19 protein-coding genes are annotated in these 19,479 nt (G+C 50.4%); all 19 read right to left on the bottom strand.

Annotated features, from left to right (window positions below):
* Positions 1–14: 14 nt before the first annotated feature.
* On the bottom strand, positions 15–953 hold the full coding sequence (locus tag Q6A92_RS12875) for a serine/threonine protein kinase (RefSeq protein WP_332238358.1): 939 nt from the start codon (positions 951–953) through the stop codon (positions 15–17).
* Positions 934–1,668 (bottom strand): vWA domain-containing protein, encoded by a 735-nt coding sequence (locus tag Q6A92_RS12870; protein ID WP_274402030.1) that lies wholly within the window; start codon positions 1,666–1,668, stop codon positions 934–936. Before Q6A92_RS12870 ends, Q6A92_RS12875 begins: the two co-directional genes overlap by 20 nt.
* Before the next feature lie 96 nt (positions 1,669–1,764).
* Positions 1,765–4,248: a stage II sporulation protein E gene (gene spoIIE / locus Q6A92_RS12865; protein WP_332238357.1), complete on the bottom strand. Its 2,484-nt coding sequence runs from the start codon at positions 4,246–4,248 to the stop codon at positions 1,765–1,767.
* Between the two features lie 270 nt (positions 4,249–4,518).
* Positions 4,519–4,923: a S1 domain-containing RNA-binding protein gene (locus Q6A92_RS12860; protein WP_274402028.1), complete on the bottom strand. Its 405-nt coding sequence runs from the start codon at positions 4,921–4,923 to the stop codon at positions 4,519–4,521.
* A 67-nt stretch (positions 4,924–4,990) separates the two neighbouring features.
* On the bottom strand, positions 4,991–5,371 hold the full coding sequence (locus Q6A92_RS12855) for an FtsB family cell division protein (protein WP_274402027.1): 381 nt from the start codon (positions 5,369–5,371) through the stop codon (positions 4,991–4,993).
* Between the two features lie 10 nt (positions 5,372–5,381).
* The gene (yabQ, locus tag Q6A92_RS12850) at positions 5,382–5,960 is read right to left on the bottom strand and encodes a spore cortex biosynthesis protein YabQ (RefSeq protein WP_274402026.1); all 579 of its coding nucleotides are present in this window, start codon (positions 5,958–5,960) and stop codon (positions 5,382–5,384) included.
* Complete coding sequence (gene yabP, locus Q6A92_RS12845) at positions 5,957–6,262, bottom strand: sporulation protein YabP (protein WP_274402025.1); 306 nt, start codon at positions 6,260–6,262, stop codon at positions 5,957–5,959. The genes yabQ and yabP overlap by 4 nt, the downstream gene beginning before the upstream one ends.
* A 79-nt stretch (positions 6,263–6,341) precedes the next feature.
* Entirely contained in the window at positions 6,342–6,596 is a 255-nt protein-coding gene (locus tag Q6A92_RS12840) for an RNA-binding S4 domain-containing protein (protein ID WP_332238356.1), read from the bottom strand.
* On the bottom strand, positions 6,593–6,868 hold the full coding sequence (locus Q6A92_RS12835; protein WP_274402023.1) for an HU family DNA-binding protein: 276 nt from the start codon (positions 6,866–6,868) through the stop codon (positions 6,593–6,595). The genes Q6A92_RS12840 and Q6A92_RS12835 overlap by 4 nt, the downstream gene beginning before the upstream one ends.
* A gap of 137 nt (positions 6,869–7,005) precedes the next feature.
* Positions 7,006–8,628: a putative polysaccharide biosynthesis protein gene (locus tag Q6A92_RS12830; RefSeq protein WP_274402022.1), complete on the bottom strand. Its 1,623-nt coding sequence runs from the start codon at positions 8,626–8,628 to the stop codon at positions 7,006–7,008.
* A gap of 157 nt (positions 8,629–8,785) precedes the next feature.
* Positions 8,786–9,322: a stage V sporulation protein T gene (gene spoVT, locus Q6A92_RS12825; RefSeq protein ID WP_274402021.1), complete on the bottom strand. Its 537-nt coding sequence runs from the start codon at positions 9,320–9,322 to the stop codon at positions 8,786–8,788.
* A gap of 91 nt (positions 9,323–9,413) precedes the next feature.
* Entirely contained in the window at positions 9,414–12,959 is a 3,546-nt protein-coding gene (gene mfd, locus Q6A92_RS12820; protein WP_332238355.1) for a transcription-repair coupling factor, read from the bottom strand.
* Positions 12,960–13,080: 121 nt separating this feature from the next.
* A complete protein-coding gene (pth, locus tag Q6A92_RS12815) occupies positions 13,081–13,650 on the bottom strand; it encodes an aminoacyl-tRNA hydrolase (RefSeq protein ID WP_332238354.1) in 570 nt (189 codons plus the stop codon).
* A gap of 170 nt (positions 13,651–13,820) precedes the next feature.
* The gene (locus Q6A92_RS12810; protein ID WP_332238353.1) at positions 13,821–14,444 is read right to left on the bottom strand and encodes a 50S ribosomal protein L25; all 624 of its coding nucleotides are present in this window, start codon (positions 14,442–14,444) and stop codon (positions 13,821–13,823) included.
* A gap of 95 nt (positions 14,445–14,539) precedes the next feature.
* A complete protein-coding gene (locus Q6A92_RS12805) occupies positions 14,540–15,490 on the bottom strand; it encodes a ribose-phosphate diphosphokinase (protein ID WP_274402017.1) in 951 nt (316 codons plus the stop codon).
* An 18-nt stretch (positions 15,491–15,508) separates the two neighbouring features.
* Positions 15,509–16,888, bottom strand: coding sequence for a bifunctional UDP-N-acetylglucosamine diphosphorylase/glucosamine-1-phosphate N-acetyltransferase GlmU (gene glmU / locus Q6A92_RS12800; protein ID WP_332238352.1), 1,380 nt, complete (start codon positions 16,886–16,888; stop codon positions 15,509–15,511).
* Between the two features lie 180 nt (positions 16,889–17,068).
* Positions 17,069–17,359 (bottom strand): septation regulator SpoVG, encoded by a 291-nt coding sequence (gene spoVG / locus Q6A92_RS12795; protein WP_274402015.1) that lies wholly within the window; start codon positions 17,357–17,359, stop codon positions 17,069–17,071.
* Positions 17,360–17,617: 258 nt separating this feature from the next.
* Positions 17,618–18,451, bottom strand: coding sequence for a pur operon repressor (purR, locus tag Q6A92_RS12790; protein WP_274402014.1), 834 nt, complete (start codon positions 18,449–18,451; stop codon positions 17,618–17,620).
* Between the two features lie 53 nt (positions 18,452–18,504).
* Positions 18,505–19,377, bottom strand: coding sequence for a 4-(cytidine 5'-diphospho)-2-C-methyl-D-erythritol kinase (gene ispE, locus Q6A92_RS12785; RefSeq protein WP_332238351.1), 873 nt, complete (start codon positions 19,375–19,377; stop codon positions 18,505–18,507).
* Between the last annotated feature and the right edge of the window lie 102 nt (positions 19,378–19,479).

The raw sequence follows: 19,479 nt of genomic DNA, 5'->3' as shown, positions 1-19,479 counted from the left end.
CCATACAACAAAGATTACATGACGTAAACGATAACAAAGAGAACATAGGCAGTCAAGATAAAAGAAGCCGCAAGCCAGGCCCTGTACCATCCTCCTCCGGATCCGGCACCCGCACGCCTTTTATTCCGCCGTTTTCCGGCAGCAGGAGCCTTTTGTTTCTCCATCATTCGATACAAAAGATCGCGGCGCATCTGATCGGCTGAATCATACTGTCCCTTCAGCGCTCTGGCAAGAACCGGCCGATAGGGAACAAGGAGGGGCTCTGTACGAATAATCTGAAATAGCCGTCCTTCTCCCTGCTCCTTTTTTTCAAGGCGGTGTCCGAGGGCCGCATAGATCAGGATCATCCCGCATGCAAATAAATCGTACCCCGGTTCTGCTTTACGGGTGCCGAGCCCCCAATAACCGCGATCAAAAAACGCCGTGTACTCCCTGATCGACCGCCCGATCTTCGTCGCTCCGCCAAAGTCAAGAAAACGGACAGAATACCCCGGATTCATAAGCATTAAATTTTCAGGCTTCAGGTCCCCGAATACGCAGCCGGCCTCGTGCAGTCTCTGAAGATGTTTCAGAAGCTGCACGAGATACACGGTCGCCCAGTCAAAAGATTTTTGCTTCAGCGCCTCTTGCAGCGGCATGCCTTTCAAATATTCCATGGCACAAAAGCTGATCGGGCGGCCGTTGACGATCCAGTCATCGCTGTCAAATAAAGAAGGCCCCAAAGGTTCCCCCCGGAGCGTTTCAAGTTTTTTAAGAACATTCACTTCCGAAATAAGCGAAGCACGGTCTTTCGCCATTTTAACGGCTATTTCCCGGCCGCCCGAGTATGCCAGATAGACTACTCCCTGGGCCCCGCTGCCGAGCCGCCTGACAATTTGATAGCGATGTCCGTGCCATTTCCCGGTCAGCACGGTTCCCGGGGCTAACCTTAAATCACCGCGGTCTGTCATCATAGGCTTCGTCATGGGAAAGCAGGTTTCTTTTAGCCAGCTGGGAAAAACTCTTCACTGCTTCCTTTAACGCGGGCCCCGTCGGCGTGACACCATGAGTGCCGATTTTATCAAACGCCCGTTCGATGTTTTCCATGTCGGCCGTCCAGGCAGTAATCTTCTGGATTGCTTTTCTTTTCCCGGGAAATAATAAAAGGCAGAACTGATTGCTCCCCATTCGCGCCGTCAGACTCATCGACAGATCCTGCAAAGCTTCCCGTACGGTCGGCAGCTTGGATTTCATGCTGGCACTTGTATCAACAAGGATGCAGACATCCAGATTCATCGTTTCGCCCAGCTCGTCGACAACTTCCATAATTTTTCCCTGTTTTTCGGGAGAAAGATTCTCAACCGTTTCCGATTCTCCGAGAATGTCCTGAAGTTCCCGATTGATCACACCTTTAATCGTTTGTGTCATCGCCTGCTTGGTTACCATCTGGACCGTCTGCGAAAGCTGCCGGGTCTCGACGATCTGACTGATACCGCCTCCCGCAGCGGCAATCCCTTCCACCTCCTGAAGCCCGCGGCCGTCTTCGGAGTCAAATCGATCCAAAACGCCGATAACATTCACCGTGATGCCCTGTTCTCTAGCAAGTGCCGCCACCGCAACCGGATCTTCGCCCTGATTGGAGCAGCCGTCAGTGATTAATAGAATTTGTTTCAAAGTGCCTTCATGCATTGCTCCTCACACCTTCCTGAATCTAGTATCATCTTAGACAGGAAAGATTTTTTTTATACGAAGAATATAAAATCTATGAGGAGCTGCTCCGGACGGTTACTCTGCCCGGCGAAGTTCTTTTTCTTTTATACCCGCCGATATGGATGACCATTTCGGCATATGATGCTGGATGCGCGCGGCAATCACCGTCATGTCGTCTTCAATGCGTCCGTCGCCCATCCGGATCACTTCCTCAAGTATCAGATCGGCAATGGCCTGCGGATCATCCGTTTGCATTTCCCTGATTTTTCTTCTGACCCACGCCTCCTTGTTTTCAATCTGTCTGGGGGCGTCAAAGATACCGTCACTCATCATAATCAGCAGGTCGCCGGATTTCAGCTGTTCCGTCTTCACCTCCACTTCAAAATTTTCGATCATCCCCATCGGCAGATTGGCTGCATCGAGCATGATAACCCCGTTTCCCCGCTTGATAAAACTTGGATTGGAACCGATTTTCAAAAATGTCGACTTCGCATCCTGCAAATCAATCAGCGCCAGATCCAGCGTTGCAAAGATTTCTTCCGTGGAACGCAGCGACAAAATGGAATTGATCGATTTTATAGCCAGTTTTTCATGAATGCCTGAATTCAGTACTTTGGTAAGCAGCTGCAGCGTATCTCTGCTTTCCATGCCCGCCCGTTCTCCATTTCCCATTCCGTCGCTGATCGCCAGTGCGTACTTCCCAGAAGCGATTTCAAACAGCGAATAATTATCGCCCGAAACAAATCCCCCTCCGCGTGCGGCCGTGGCGACACCGGCCTCAATTTCATATGCACGCGCCGAGGCGAAGACAGCGCGGCTCGGCCCGCCCGGCAAATCGGCCGTCTGCTTTTTCTCAACACAAATATTTTCTCTCAAAATATCGGAAAGCAGAGGCGCAATCACTTTTTCGCATGCTTCATAGTGATCGCTCGGCAGAATCACCTCAATGTCGACCGCTCCGGCTTCAAGACTGTAGATTTCCACGCTTTCCACATGAATGCCGGCCCCGTTCAGATTCATCAGGATCATTTCTTCCTGCCATTCATGCAGGCCCCGCTCACGTTTCATCTCGATAGCAAAATCGCCCATGACCTGTGACACCCCGCTCAGCTGATCGGCCACAAGCCGGCGGCTTTCTTTGACAGTCCGTTTCATTCTGGCCTGCTCTTCTGCAAAAATCTGCTCGATCGAAATGGCCTCAATGGTTTTTTCAGATTTGACGCAGTGTTCCCGCCAGGCACGGCGGAGCTTGGGATTATTCGGTTTCCTTCCTCCGCGCGAAGCTTCTCTGAACTGAAGCATGAGCCTTCGGGTTTCATCATAATTTTTTACCCAGCAATGCTCTTTTTTAAAACAGTTCTGGCATGTTCTTGCGGCTACTTTGCTGAGAAAGAGATCCTCCTCCCGGCTTTCCTGTTCGGCCGGAGGATAGAAGCTCCTGGCCAGTGTCTGGAACAGGCTGGAGAACTGCTCCACTCTGCTCACCGTGGCATCCCTCAGTTTTCGAATATACTGCTGCTGTTCTTTCTGGTATTCCCGTGTACCCGGTATAAATGAAGCCAGCCGCTCCGTCACAAAGCCCGGCGTGAGGAAAAAAAGAGCAATGGCCGCAAGCGAATCAAGAACGGCGCCGCTCAGCCCCGCATACCCGTCCCCGTAAAGCCCGATCAGCAGCGTGGCAATCAGCAGCCCGGCCGATACGCCGGCCCGGCCGGCCTCCTTCAGCAATCCGCCCAGCACTCCGGAAAAGGCGAGCAGACTCATTTGATAGAGACTGGAAACGTTGCCCATACCGAGAATCAGACCGATAACCACTCCGACCGTTGATCCGATCGCCGCTCCGCCCGCATAAGAAAAAAGCAGCACAGCATACCTGGCAAAAACATAGTTGACGGAGATGCCCATTACCGTCCAGCCGATCATTCCGGAAAGAATGGAAGACAAAAGGATCACAAAGCAGATAATCTCCTCATTTTTTAATAATTTTCGGTTTATTTTTGTTGATAAAAACGGGACGCTCTGCATAAAGATAAGGGTAACCAGAAAGGCAAGAAACGCTTCGGCGGCGGCTGTCATCACATCCGTCCAGACAAGATTGAGCGAAAAAGCAGCTTTACAAATCAAACGGACGGAAAATCCGGAAGTGAGGACAAGGACGGGCAGCCATTTTTCTTCCGCTTTCCTGCTTAACGATAGAATCATCCGCCTGAGCCCGAGAAAAACGAGCAGCGCCATCAGCGCATAAAAAGCCTGTCCCACTGAAACAGTCAGTGAACCCGCCAAAGCGGCAAAAGAAACGAGCCACCTTTTTTCCCGCTTCAGCCAGAATACCATAGCAAAGAACGGGAGAACAAACGGGGTCAGGCTGGAAAGAATGACGGCCCGTCCAAGCAGAAAACCCGTCACCAGGTAAACAAAATCGATCCGAGACAGCGCTTTTACGATAAATGCACGCACCGCTTTTATCACGCCGCCCCCTTTTTGCCTGCGGGACGGCCGTCCTTCCCTTCCATAAGCGCCAATTGTTCCTGCGGCAGAACTGCCGATTCTTTGAGCCATACGCTTCGCCACCTTCAACAAAGTATTGTATGGTTCATTTAATCATAGTCTGCCTTCATAATTTGTCAGAATTGCGAAGCATGTATTAAAAAAACTTCGACGCCGTTCATTCTTGTCGGTCAATTTAAGCGCCCGACGCCGCTTATGTCGATTCCGAATGTCTTTGCTCCGCCGCCGCTCTCTTCATTTGTTTAATAAAAAAATCAGGCAGCCTGTGCCTGATTTTTCCGTCAATCATCTATCATTAACCGCAGGAGTCCGGACTTCCTGTCATCCCCGCCGGGCGCCGCGTCCGCCGCGTTTGGATTCCGTCTGACGCCTGATCGTCGAAAGCCTGTCTTCGCTTTCCTTTAAATAGTGAGAGATTTTGTCTTCAAAACTCGTTTCCTTCGTAAAACGCTTTCCTCCGCCGCGAGAATTTCTCGGTGCGTTCCTCGGTTTATCGACAGCTTTGCGGATCGAGAGCCCGATTTTTCCGTCAGGCGCGACCTGAAGCACTTTTACTGTGACTTCATCACCGATCGACAGGACATCATGAATATCCTTTACGTAACGATCCGCCACCTCACTGATGTGAACCAGCCCGGTTTTCCCGTCAGGCAAATCAACGAAGGCTCCGAAGTTTGTGATACCCGAAACTTTACCCTTCAGCTTGCTGCCAGCTTCAATTGACATAAAAAAATGCTTCCTCCTAAAATAATATCTCTAATCATTTTATTATACATAGCTAAAAAAGAGCCTGTCAATGCCCGTCAATACTGGATTTTGAAAAAATAACCTCGCCGTTTTTCGATAAAAGGTAATCCCGCCTTGCCACTTCACCGATATAATTTTTATCATTCAGCAAACGAATCCGCTGCTTCAGCTGGCTGTCATACACATTCTGAGCGTTCAGGCTCTTCTCCAGCTTTGCTTTCTGAGCCAGTGCGCCGTTCAGTCTGTGCGTCTGCGCGACAAGCGAGGATACCATGAAAATGCAGACAGCAACGAAAACCACGGCAAAAGCGATCAGGCGCCGAATCAGACCCTTGCGGCGCTTCTTCTGCCTTTTTTCAATGATTTCCAAAGACTGCGCATAATCCGTGTGAAGGTGCGCCACTCGCTGAGTGCCTGCATTTTCCATTGTGATCCTCCTATCTTCGTCCCGTCAAAAAAGACACCCATTTCATCAGTTGCCGCTGTATTTGAACTGTCCGTTTCTTTACGCCGATCCGCCACTTTTCCGGCAGAAGCAGCCGAAGTACTCCGCGCAGAACCTTCATCGGAAAGATCAGCAAAAAAAACAAGATCTTGAGAACTATTCTTACTGTCATTTTACACAATAAATAGGCGAGCTTCAATAGGAAATAAAGAGGATACAGGAACAAATGATAGACCGTTTTGGCAACAAATCGCCATATTCGGACAATTGCCGAGATAATCCCTTCAAGAATATACAGGAAAAACTTTTCCAGAAAGGATTTATAAAAGGAAAAGCCGAGCGCAACCCCCAGGATGAGATACAGGCGCAGCCGTCCCTGGTTTACCGGGAGAAGCAGTGAAAAAAGCAGCACGGCCTGAATCGTCCAAAAGAGGGGATCTGTAATCAACAGGATCCAGTGCCGTTTTTTTCGCGGACGGACAAAACGCTGGTAAACCGAAAATGAAGCGCCAAGCCAGACGCCCATCAGCATCATTAGAATCAGCGATGCAAACTGTTCGTTCAGCGTCATTTAAACAGTTTGCTGAAGAACCCTTTGGACGGTTCTCCATCCTGATCGTCCAGATAACTGATCTCGAAAATTTTGCCCTCAATGGCGACCGAACCTTGCTCTACATTCAGGTTCTGCATCTTCAGCTGAGCGCCCTTAATGGCAAGATAACCCATCACGGTTTCCAGCAAAAATTCTTCATGATCGAAACTTTCGACATGCTTGACCCCGGTTATCTCTATTGTCCGGCGATTCTTAATCACAATGTCATGGTTTTGTGCGGGCTTGTCTTTGTTCGGCACCGACGTGTAGTATTGACTCATTGGACTCCCTCCTCTTTTTCTTACACTATGAGGAAGCTGTCCAATTTAGAACATCGTGCGCTGCCGGGATTCCGTGCCGTCAGTCTTCGGATTCTCCGATGATTTCGTAGAGAGAAGACGCTTCTTCTTTCTTCACCGTTTCTTTTAAAAGAGTCACGCGCACATTCATCGGCTTCTGGCCGAAGTGCAGCGTCAGCACATCGCCCGTGTTTACGGCCGAACTGGCTTTGGCAGGCTGCCCGTTGATGTCGACGCGGCCCTGATCGGCAAGTTCTTTCGCCACGGTGCGTCTCTTAATAAGGCGTGAAATCTTCAAAAATTTATCAAGCCTCATTTTTTTACGGCATCCTTCAATTTATTGCCTGCCCGGAACCCGGGTACTTTGGTAGCCGGGATTGTAATCGCTTCTCCGGTCTGCGGATTGCGTCCCGTTCGGCTTGCCCTTTCCCGGACTTCGAACGTCCCGAACCCGACAAACTGTACCTTTTCATTTTTATTCAAAGCGGAGATGATTTCACCCAGTGTTTCATTGACTACCGCTTCTGTGTCCTTCTTGGCAATTCCTGTCTTCTCGGCTACTTTCTGAATCAACTCGTTTTTGTTCATTTTACTCAAACCTCCGAATTTAAATTATCATTTCTATAAAATAGCCACAGAGATGCGTTCCGGTTTTTCTTCATTCTATCATATCTTTATTCGTGATCCTAGCTAAATTGCCCGTCTTAAGCGGCAGGGAGGACTCTTCACTCCGAAATCTTGCTTTTCTCGCTCAAATCCTTTTTATGCAGCCGGCGGCCGATCAGGGGAAGCCGTTCAAAATCACCCGAATCAAAATAACGTAAAATCAAAATCAAGATCAGAAAAACGCAGGCCCCGACCAAAGCTCCGGACAATGCGACTCCTGTTGCAAACAAGCGCGAATCGGCCAGCCTGCTTTCCCAGATGGCAATCAGCCGTTTCCAGAACAGCACGGCGACAACCATTCCGGAGGCGGCGGCGCACAGCTTAAGAATGAGACGGAACCGCAGAGCCTCAGCCAGAGACCTGCGGCGCAGACATCGGATATTCAGCCAGGCAGTCAGTGCCGTCGCGAGACAGGTAGCGGCTGCTGCTCCATTGATTGAAAAGAGCGGAATCAGCAGATAGTTGCCCGCAAGCTTGGCCGCCCCTCCGGCCGCCAGATAGAGAAACGGAAGCCACGGCCTGCCGGTTGCTTCCAGAATTCCCGAAGAAGCGAGGATCAGCGACAGGGTAAGCATGGTAAAAGCCCCCAGAGAAAAGGAAACCGTCCCGGCCGCGTTCTTGAAAAGCATGATGTTTACCTCTCTGCCGATTACGGCCAGACCGGCGGCCGCAGCCAGACCGAAAGCCAGGCTGATCTTAAGAGCAAGCGATGCCTGACGCTGAACTTCCCGTTTCTGTCTCAGGGCAGAAAGTTTGGCCAGGCCGGGGACAATCGTCGCCGTCAATGAGGCCGCGGCAATGATTCCGAACTGTGTCAGCGCATAGGCACGATCATAGATGCCGTTTTCCGTTCTCGGATCCGGAACATGCGCATGGTTTAACAACGGGATGACCGTCAACGAATCAATCAGCTGGAAAGAAACAAGCGGAAGCGCCAGCAAGGAAAAAAGGCAGCCGCTGATCAGCAGATCCTTAACCAAATGCCAGTCGATCCGCCCGGGTGCTCCCTTCGCCGTGCGGACAAACGGCGATTTTTCTTTCCGGAAGTAAAAGGAGAGAATGATCAGCGATGCTGCCGGTGCTGCCACGGAACCGATTGTAGCGGCCCGGCCGAATTGATAGGGATTCCCGTGGTGCAGAAACAAATACCACGAGGAACCGATAATCAACAGCACTCGGAGCGCCTGTTCACCGATTTGCGAAAGCGCGGTCGGCATCATGTTTTCATTTTCTCCCTGAAAATTGCCGCGTAAAACCGCAATCAGCGGAACAAATAAATAGATAAAAGCCGCAATCCTGACTAAGGAAGACAAGCGGACATCGCCCATCACTTTTGTCAGCGGAACCGCAAACAGAAACAGCAAACAGAAAAACAGGCCGCACAGAATAAACAGGGCAATGAGCGCATGTCTGCGGATCTGCGCCTCCTGCCTGTAGCCGCCGCCGTTTTTTGCTTCCGCGATAAACTTCGAGATGACAATCGGAAACCCTGTTCCGCCCAACGTGACAGCAATGGCGTAAAATGGATAGACCTGCTGATACGCATAAAAGCCGACATCCCCGGCAAGGTTCTGATAAGGAAGCCGGTAGGCCGCGCTCATGATTTTAACAAGAAATGCCGACACGGTTAAAATCAACGCTCCCCGCCAGATCGCGTGGCCCTCTTTATTTGTATCCCGCACGGCCCATTCCACCTTTATTCAAATTCTAAAGTGGATTATAACACAAGTTCTCCGTTTCGACGGCAAAATGTATTGTTTTAGATAGAATCGGTTCTGAAGACACAGTAAAAGAGAGACAGACGCCCGCCTCTCTTTCTGCATGTTTTCAGCCTGTTCCTTAATGTTCCATCTGGCGCCCGAGAAAACCGGCAGCCGTTTCAGCGAGTTTCACTTCTACATTGCCTAAAGACGTTTTTTCTTTGGCAATCAGCATCACCGTGCCGATGGGATCGCCGCCAGCGATAATCGGCGCAACAACGTAAGGGCCCGTCGGATCCTCACGCCCTTCCATCAGCGGCTCCCCTTTGTTCTGTTCCAGAATTGTCTGGCGAAGTTCCATAGCTCTCTCAGGCACGGACAGGATTCTTTTATCAAGATAATCCCTCTTTGCACCGCCTGCAACTGCAATCACGGCATCACGATCGCTGATTATCGTCAGCTTGCCCGAGTTTTCGGCAAGAGATTCTGCATACTCCTTGGCAAAATCACCCAGTTCACTCATCGGCGAATATTTCTTTAGGATCACTTCGCCGTCATGATCCACAAAAATTTCTAAAGGATCCCCTTCTCGAATGCGCAGCGTGCGGCGGATTTCTTTGGGAATAACCACTCGCCCCAGGTCATCGATTCGGCGGACAATGCCGGTTGCTTTCATACAAGGATGTCCTCACTTTCCGTTAAAAATCATCTATTCCTTGTGTGTTATTATCTGCGCCCTCGCCTAAACTATGCATATTCCGTCCAATTTAACCTGCTTTTTCCGATGCCGCCCGCAGTTGATAAACGCCCTTCAGTAAATCGGTGGCTTCGCCGATCATCGGTCCGGCCGTTCTTCGGTCACGTTTGACTGTGACTTTCATTTTCTTGCCCGCAGATCCCAGACCGACGCCCGGGCCCATGCGGCTGATTGCTTTAAAAAGTGCTTCACGGTTCAGCGTCTTCCAGCCTCTTTCTGAAAAAATAATGGTCAGATCGGCATCTTTCTGCTTAATTTCCTCAACCATCAATTTATCCGCCATCACGCGCAGTTCGGCTATTCTGAACAGATCGGCCACTTCACGCGGATATTGTCCGAAGCGATCGATCATTTCTTCTTCGAGTTCTTCAATGTCCCGCATGGTTTCCGCCGTCTTAAATCGTTTATACATATCGATTTTCTGTAGCGAATCCTGAATATAAGTATCGGGAATATAGGCGTCGATGTCCATTTCAATCGACACTCTGGGCGGCGCCTCCGGTTCCCTTGCTTCGCTCCTGCGCTCGGCAACGGCATCCTGCAGCATCCGCGAATAAAGATCGAACCCGACCGAGTCGATGAAACCGTGCTGCTGAGCGCCCAGCAGATTCCCGGCGCCCCGGATCGACAGATCGCGCATGGCAATCTTGAATCCCGATCCGAGCTCTGTGAATTCTTTAATGGCCTGAAGCCGTTTCTCTGCGACCTCATTCATAATTTTGTCGCGCTGGTAAGTAAAATAAGCATAGGCGACCCGGTTGGAACGGCCGACACGCCCGCGCAGCTGGTAAAGCTGGGCAAGGCCCATTTTATCGGCGTCATAAACGATCAGGGTGTTGACATTCGGAATATCCACCCCCGTCTCAATGATCGTTGTACTGACCAGTACGTCGTCGGTCCCTTCGAGAAAATCAATCATGGAAGACTCCAGCTCGGATTCCTTCATCTGTCCGTGGGCATAGGTCACCGCCGCATCCGGAACAAGACGAGAAATCATTTCGGCCATCCTCTGAATTGTATCGACACGGTTATAAAGAAAATAGACCTGTCCGCCGCGCGCCATCTCGCGTTCAATCGCCTCGCGGATCAGGGTGTAGTTGTACTCCGTCACATAGGTCTGTACAGGGAAGCGATTTTCCGGCGGTGTTTCTATAATCGACAGATCGCGTACGCCGAGCATCGACATGTGCAGCGTCCGCGGAATCGGCGTCGCTGTCAGGGTCAGCACGTCGATATTCGCCTTCAGACGTTTGATCTTCTCCTTATGCGAAACCCCGAAGCGCTGCTCCTCATCGACAATCAGAAGGCCGAGATCTTTAAATTGCACGTCTTTCGATAATAATCGATGTGTGCCGATGACAAAATCAACCGTCCCGGCTTTCAGCCCTTTCAGCGTCTCCGACTGCTCCTTGTGCGAACGGAAGCGGCTGAGCAGCCCGATCGTAACGGGAAATTCTTCAAACCGCTCCCGTGTGGTTTCAAAATGCTGCTGAGCCAGAATCGTGGTGGGTACAAGAAACGCAACCTGCTTCCCGTCCGCGATCGCTTTAAAAGCCGCACGCAGCGCAACCTCGGTCTTCCCGTAACCGACATCGCCGCAAAGCAGCCGGTCCATCGGTTTTTCACTTTCCATGTCCTTTTTGATTTCCTCAATCGCCTGAAGCTGATCGGCCGTTTCCTGATACGGGAAGGCCGACTCAAATTCCCGCTGTGCAGCCCCGTCTTTGGCAAAGGCATGACCTTTGCTGGCCTCCCGCTGTGCATACAGTTTAATCAAATCATCGGCGATATCCTGAATCGAAGATCGGGCTTTGCTTTTAACTTTTTTCCACTCGCTGCCTCCCAGCGAATAAATCTTCGGTTCTTTGCCTTCCGAACCGACGTACTTCTGTACTTGATCGATGTGCTCAACCGGTACATAAAGTTTGTCGTTTCCTTTATAGATAATTTGTAAATAGTCTTTATGAATACCGTTGACATCAAGTGTTTCGATGCCGGCATAGCGGCCGATGCCGTGATCGACGTGGACGACATAATCGCCGATTTTCAATTCATTATAATTTTTCAGACGCTCCGCATTGGACAGCTTCCGGCCCTTTCTGGGCGTTTTGGCCGTTTTTTTCGTGAATACCTCTTTCTCCGTGATGACGGCCAGTTTCTTTAGCGGCATCTCAAATCCGTTATCCATCCGGCCCACCGTGATCTGGATCGTCCGGGCCGCCGGCATCGTTTTCTGATCCACCGTTTCCGCATGAATGCCGTAATCCGAAAGCACCTGATCAAGGCGCCCCGCCCTTTCTTTATCCGACGCTAGAAAAACAATGGCATAATCGCTCTTCCTCCACCGATCGATTTCCGATTTCAGCAAATGGATCTGGCCGTGGAAATTCTGCATCGACCGGCACGTCATATTGATCACATTCTGCGGTTGAAACTGGCCGTGATAACGCAAAAACAGCGAAAGGAGAAGAATCGGCTGGCGAATGTGCTCCACAAGTTCCGGCCACTCCACCGTCAGCGGCACATCCCTGACCATTTCGCCTCTTTGCAGCATAGACACCTGCCATTCGGCCTCTTCCCTGTCCAGCTGCTCCGTCATTTCCTGAACCCTGCTGATTTCATCCAGCACGATTAACGCTTTCTGCGGAAGATAGTCGACGATTGTCGTCCGCTGCTCATAAAAAAGAGCCGTATACTTCGCTATATCCTGAAAGATGCCGTGCTGCTGCAGGGCTTCAATGTCCGATTCGATCCGGTCGCCGAGCAGGTCTTTAACCTGTTCATTTTTCGTTTTTTCCAGCGTCGTCCTCAGTGCTTTTTCCAGTTTTTCCGCGGCGCGGTCAAACGCCTCGTCATAAAGCAGCAGTTCGCGTGCAGGTCCGATCACCAGGCCGTTCGTTACTTTGTCCAGAGATCGCTGCGTTTCACTGTCGAAAAAGCGGATGGAATCCACTTCATCGTCAAAGAGCTCAACCCGAAGCGGATGCTCTTCTGTCAGCGGAAAAATATCGATAATACCGCCGCGCAGACTGAACTGCCCGGGGCCGTTCACCATCGATTCGCGTTCATAGCCGATCGCCGTCAGTTTCTTAACAAACGCCTCAAGATCAAGCCGTCTTCCGTTTTCAAGATGAATGAGGCTCGCCTTCCACAGGTAAAGAGGCGGGAGCAGACGCTTCAGTCCGGCAACAGGGACGATGATCAGGCATTTTTTATCCCGCGCCAAACGGTTGAGAGCATCGATACGCTGACTAAGCAGTTCGGGGCTCGCAACGGCAAGATCCGAGGCGATCAGATCATTGGTCGGATAAAGATAGAGCTCCTCGGAATCTATCAATTCTTCCAAATCATTGAAAAGCTTCTGTCCCTGATACAGATTATGAGTCACGACAACCGCCGTTTCCGATCTTTCCCGATAAAGCGCGGCGATCCAAAGAGATTTGGCGCCGCCAGAAAGACCGGAAACAAGCTGCTGGGTCATGCCGCTTTCATATCCGGTCAGAACGGTCCGAAGCTCATCAATTCTTTGCTTATAAAACGTACTTAAGCCATACATTGGCAACCCCCACTTTCATCAACCCGAAAAACGCTTTGGCAGTCTGCCAAAGCTCTTATCGATTCTTTCAGCTGAACGCTTTCATGAAAACAGCTCAAAAACATCATTCCCGCCCATACCGTCACTTATTCGCATTATACTTATTCATGACCTGCGGAAAGGGTACCGTGACCCACTCGGCGGCTGCTCTGGAAGCCTGGTCGATCGCGGTGCCGATCAACACGGCTTCTTCGCCCGAAAAGCCGTTCAAAACATAATGAATGACCGCCTGATGCGATCCCTGGGGATGGCCGATGCCCACTTTTATCCTGTCGAATTCCTGAGTATTGAGATGGTGGATCAGCGACTTCAGACCGTTATGTCCTCCCGCGCTTCCTTTCTGCCTCAGGCGGATTTTACCGACCGGAAGATCCAGATCATCATGAATCACAAGCAGATCGCCGGTCGACAGCTTATAATAACGGAGCAGCGGTCCGACCGCCTCTCCGGATGCATTCATAAACGTAAGCGGCTTCATAAGCAGAACTTCTTCACCGCCGATGACTCCTTTGCCGAATAAAGCTTTGAACCGGTTTCTTGATAAAACAATATGGTAGCGCTCCGCAAGGACATCGATGACTTCAAAACCTATGTTATGCCTTGTATGCGCATATTCAGAACCGGGATTGCCCAGTCCGACGATGATCTTCACAAATGCTTCCTCACTTTCCCGTCCCCGCAGACGGCTTGTGCCTGTACCGCTGGACGGTATTAAAGAAAAACCCGAACGCCGTTTTCTATACGATAACGCTTTTTCCTCATGATAGAAAAAAAGGCGTAACGCAGTCGTTACGCCCGGCTTGATGCTGCACCAAAACTGACTTATTCTCCCGGTTGCTCCGGGGTCTGAGCGCCTTCAGCTGCAGGCGGTTCTTCCGTTTCTTCTGCCTCTTCATTCTTTCCGCCGTAAGAAACCGAAACAATCACTTCTTCAGGATCGCCGAGAATCGTATAGCCGTTCTCTGTCTTAATATCGCTGATCCGGATACTTTCTCCGACGGCAAGTTCAGAAACATCGATTTCAATCGAACTTGGCAAATCTTTCGGCAGGGCACGCACCGTCAGTTCACTCAGCTGATGGTTAACGACCGCCCTGAGCTCCTCAACCTTTTCGGTCCCTTGGAGAACAACAGGAACAACAGCATCCAGTTCCTCGTTCACATTGATTTCAAGAAAATCAATGTGCTGGATTGTACCCTTCAGATTATTAAACTGCAGTTCATGAGCCATCACCGTGTATTTTTTCTTGTTGTCGATGTTCAGTGTAATAATCGCATTTCTGCCTTCATTGTGGAAAAGTTTATCTACTTCTCCGGCGTTCACTGTTATCGATTCATTGCCTACCGTTTGTCCATAAACAACAGACGGTATCTTTCCTTCTTTTCTGAGCGTTTTAGCAATCGATTTTTTCGAATCATCGCGGACTACCGCATTGAGTGTTGCCATGTTCAGCACTTCCTTCTAAAAATGATCTTTTTCTTTTTTCATCCTGCTATTTTTATTCGAACAAATTTATCGGCTCTGACAGCCTGTCCGCCGTTTTAATTAAACAGGCTGCTTACGGACAGCTTTTCATGAATGCGAATGATCGCTTCGCCCACAAGCGGAGCGACGGACAGCTGGACAACTTTATCGATTTTTTTGTGTTCAGGCAGCGGAATGGTATTGGTGACGACAAGCTCGCTGATTGCCGAAGCCTGGATCCGGTCTATGGCCGGTCCCGATAAAACAGGATGCGTACAGCAAGCATACACCTTTTTTGCGCCGCGCTCAACCAGTGCGTTGGCCGCCAGCGTAATCGTCCCCGCCGTGTCAATAATGTCATCAATAATGATGGCCGTTTTCCCTTCGATATCGCCGATGATGTTCATGACTTCCGAAACATTCGGACGCGGCCGCCGCTTATCAATGATCGCGATCGGCGCCTTCAGGCGATCGGCCATTTTCCTGGCCCGTGTCACACCTCCGTGATCCGGAGAAACAACAACGACATCCTTCAGTTTCTTACTTAAAAAATACTCGGAGAGAATCGGCACACTCAGCAGCTGGTCTACAGGGATATCAAAAAATCCCTGAATCTGAGGCGCGTGAAGATCCATCGTCAGAATTCTCGACGCACCGGCAGTTTCAAGCAGATTGGCGACCAGTTTAGCCGTAATCGGTTCTCTTGACCGCGCCTTTCTGTCCTGCCGCGCATAACCGTAATAAGGAATGACAACATTGATCGTCTTGGCTGAAGCCCTTTTCAGGGCGTCGATCATAATCAGCAGTTCCATCAAATGCTTGTTGACCGGATAGCTTGTCGACTGGATAACATAGACTTCGCTGCCGCGGATGCTTTCTTCAATGCTGATCTGAATCTCGCCGTCGCTGAATGATGAGACCAGGCATTTACCAAGCTGGATACCGATATGTTCGGCGATCTGTTTCGACAGCTCGGGGTTGGAATTGAGGCTGAATACTTTTAGATTCGGATCAAGATAGCTGACCATTCTAATGGTTCCCTCCAGTTATTTATTCGCCCTGTAATTTAACTTTAAGGCATAATTTTCTTTGTTTATCTGCCGCGATCGCGCGATAGCGAGTGCGTTCCCATTTACCGATTCGGTAATTGTCGATCCGGCAGCCACAAAGGCCCCATCGCCGATCGTCACCGGCGCCACCAGATTGGCGTTGCATCCGATAAAAGCTCCGTCCCCGATATGTGTCGTAAATTTATTTTTCCCATCGTAATTCACTGTGATTGTCCCGCAGCCCATATTGACATCCTTACCAAGGACAGCGTCCCCAACGTAGGTTAGATGGGAGGCTTTGCTGCCCTCCCCGATCTCCGATTTTTTTACCTCGACAAAATTGCCGACTTTCACCTGATTATGGATCTTCGAGAGCGGCCGGATATGGGCAAACGGCCCGATCTGTACATGGCTGCCGACCCAGCTGTCTTCAAGGACCGACTGTTCGACAACCGTCTCCTCTCCAATCTCGCAGTTACTGATCCGGGTATGGGGACCGATCACGCAGCCGCCGCCAATATGTGTCTCTCCTGAAATGACGGTCCCGGGATAAATGATCGTGTCGGCACCGATCGTGCAGTCCGCCGACAAATACGTATTCTCCGGATCGACCAGCGTCACGCCTTCTTTCATATGATGGCGGTTAATGCGCTCACGCATGTATTTTTCGGCAGAGGCCAGCTGCAGCCGGTCGTTGACGCCGACCGTTTCTTCAAAGTGTTCCGTCTGATAGGCGAGCACCTTCTCAGATGCCTGAACGAGAAGCCCGATCACGTCGGGAAGATAATACTCGCCTTGTGCATTATGGTTTTCGACCTTATCAAGCAAAGAAAACAATTTACGATTATCAAAACTATAAATTCCGGTATTAATTTCCAGTATCTTCTTTTCTTCGGGGGTCGCATCCTTATCCTCGACAATCCGGGCAAGGTTCCCTGAGCCGTTCCGGATAATTCGCCCGTACCCGGACGGATCCCCGGTTCTGGCCGTTAAAACAGCTGCCGCCGCCTGATTCTGTTCCTGAAAATCGATCAGTTTTTTAATGGTTTCATGGGTAATCAGCGGTGTATCTCCATAAAGCACTACCGTCGTTCCGTCAAGCCCGGCAAGCCGGTCCGCAGCCTGGCGGACCGCATGCGCCGTCCCCAGCTGCCGCTGTTGAAGAAGGCATTCGGCATCCGTTCCGATACAGGTCCGGACGGCGTCGGCTCCGTGGCCGACAATCACGTATATTTTCGAAAACTGCGCCTGGCCGGCTTCATCGACAACATGCCTGATCATCGGTTTTCCGCATACCTGATGTAAAACCTTGTAAAGTTTCGATTTCATTCTCGTACCCTGGCCGGCAGCTAAAATGATCGCATAGCGATTTGACATGATAAACCCCCATACCTCTCCATTGAACCTTTTCATCCCGTTTAGACTATAGCTTAAAAACAGCCCTTTTTCAAGAGTGCCCGGCCGAAACTTAAGGCGCGCCGCCGCACGGTTCCCCTGTCGGCGGAAATAAAAAAGGAACCGCTTGCCGAAGGTTCCTTTGAATCTCTGTTCTTACTTTCATGAAGCGCCGGCTTGCTCAAAAGAAGGATCCTCCGCACAGGCATGCTGATATTCGTTCAGAACGGCGGTCTGGATTTTTTCACGTGTGCCTGATGTAATCGGGTGAGCAATATCGCGAAACTCTCCGTCCGGTGTTCTTTTGCTCGGCATGGCGACGAACATGCCGTTGTTTCCGTCAATCACACGAATGTCATGTACGACAAATTCTTTGTCTAACGTGATTGAAGCAATGGCTTTCATACGCCCGTCCGTATTGACAAGCCGCAATCTGACATCTGTAATTTCCATTGTTCAGACACCACCCTTTTTCCATGAATGCGAAACTCTTAATACATGTTTCAACACAAAAGAGTGAAATCCTGCAAAAGTCAGAAAAGAATCAAGCATTTTAAACTTTTGTCGGACAAATTACGAAAATTAAAGGAGCCGGCTTTTTCGAAATATGCTTTGCCTATGCGGTCAGTCCTGTTTTTCAGTTCCGTCTGCTTTTCCGTTCAGAAGGTTTTTGAGACAGCCCCCGACGTTTTTTCAAAGAGATGCAACTTTTCAATCGGAACAGGATGCAAGCTGCTCCATGACATTGCCGTCTTCGATTTTCAGATTGTTCTCTGTTTCGGTAATGGAGAGCTTTAATAACGATGTATAATGGCTCACCAATTTATGCCGCTCATCTTTCCTCTCGACAAACACAGCCATTCCAACGACGACTGCACCAAATTCCCGGGAAAGGTTCATCATCCCCTTCATCGTTCCGCCCGCTTTCATAAAATCATCGACAATCAGCACGCGCGCGTTTTCTTTTAAACTGCGCCGCGGCAGCACCATTGTCTGAATTCTTTTAGACGAACCCGAAATGTAATTGATGCTGACCGTCGACCCCTCGGTGACCTTGCTCGTCCGGCGTACGACGACAACCGGAACGCTGCGCTGGGAGGCGACGGCATAGGCCAGCGGAATGCCTTTTGTCTCCATCGTCATGATCGCATCGATTTTTTCGTCTATGTAAACAGAAGCAATCAACCGTCCGATCGCATTGACATATTCCGGTCTGCCGAGAATATCCGTCATATACAGATAGCCGCCCGGGAGCAGGCGATCCGTCTGTGCCATTTGTCCTTTCAGCCTTTCGAGCAATTGTTCCGCTTCCGGGCGGCCCATACAGGGCATATAACTGACGCCGCCCGTCGCACCGGCAAGCGTCTGCAGCCGGCCGGCCCCTAAAGATTCAAAATTATCTTTTATAATGGCCAGATCTTCACTGATTGAGGATTTCGCAGATTCATACCGATCTGAAAAATACGACAGCGGAATAATCTGGTGGGGATGCTGCAGCAGAAACGCCGTGATATCCACCAGCCTGCTGCTTCGCTTCAGTTTCATAACAGTCCTCCAAATACGAATAATTCAAAGCAATTTTACACCATTATTCGTATTTAGACAAGTTCGGCCGACCGGCACAGCCGCACGGCATAAACCTGCGGACAATAACCCTTCATTCCGTTCAACAGCCGCTGCATTTTCGACTCACGCTGCGTCAGGCCGAACACGGTCGGACCGCTCCCGCTCATCAGGATGCCCTCCGCACCGATCCGATTCATATGGGCTTTGATTCGGGCGATTTCGGCGACTTTGTTCATCGTTACGGCTTCGAGAGTGTTTCCCAGCAGACGGCAGATCGCCAGAAAGTCTCCGCGCGCAATGGCGGCAATCATGGCATCGACATCCGGATGCAGTGCAGGTGCAGGCTGATCGTCCCATTCACGATAAATCTGGGCGGTCGATACGGAAACATCCGGCTTTACAAGAATAATCCAGCACGGCGGCAGCGGCGGCAGCGGACTGATCTTCTCGCCTCTTCCGGTAGCCAGTGCGGTTCCGCCCTTGATACAGAAGGCAACATCCGATCCGACTTTCCCGGCAATATCAAGCATCGACTCATAAGTCATGCCGATCTTCCAGAGCCTGTTCAAGGCGCGAATCGTTGCCGCCGCATCGCTGCTCCCGCCCGCAAGCCCGGCAGCGACGGGGATCCGCTTATCTATGGAGACCCTTACTCCGGCGCGGATGGAATATTTCTCTTTAATCAGTTTAGCGGCCTGATACGCAAAGTTTCGATCGTCCTCGGGTACATACGGAGCGGACGCCCGGATAATGATTTCATCTTCCGCCAGGCTTTCGCATTCAACCCGATCGGCCAGGTCAATGGTTGCCATCACCATTCTGACTTCGTGATATCCGTCCTCGCGCCTGCCGAGCACATCCAGGGACAAATTGATTTTTGCCGGCGCTTTTTCAAGTACTCTCAATCGTTTCCCTCGTTTCTTATTATATCTTTCATCATATCGGAAACCGGCCGTAAGAAAAAGGGGTTCTGCCTTTTATTCGGCAAAAACCCCTTTTTTCATGCT

The sequence above is a fragment of the Sporolactobacillus sp. KGMB 08714 genome (assembly GCF_036598985.1).
GTDB lineage: Bacteria > Bacillota > Bacilli > Bacillales > Sporolactobacillaceae > Sporolactobacillus.
Note: the sequence above shows the minus strand (reverse complement) of the source record. Positions and strands in the feature narration are given on the sequence as shown.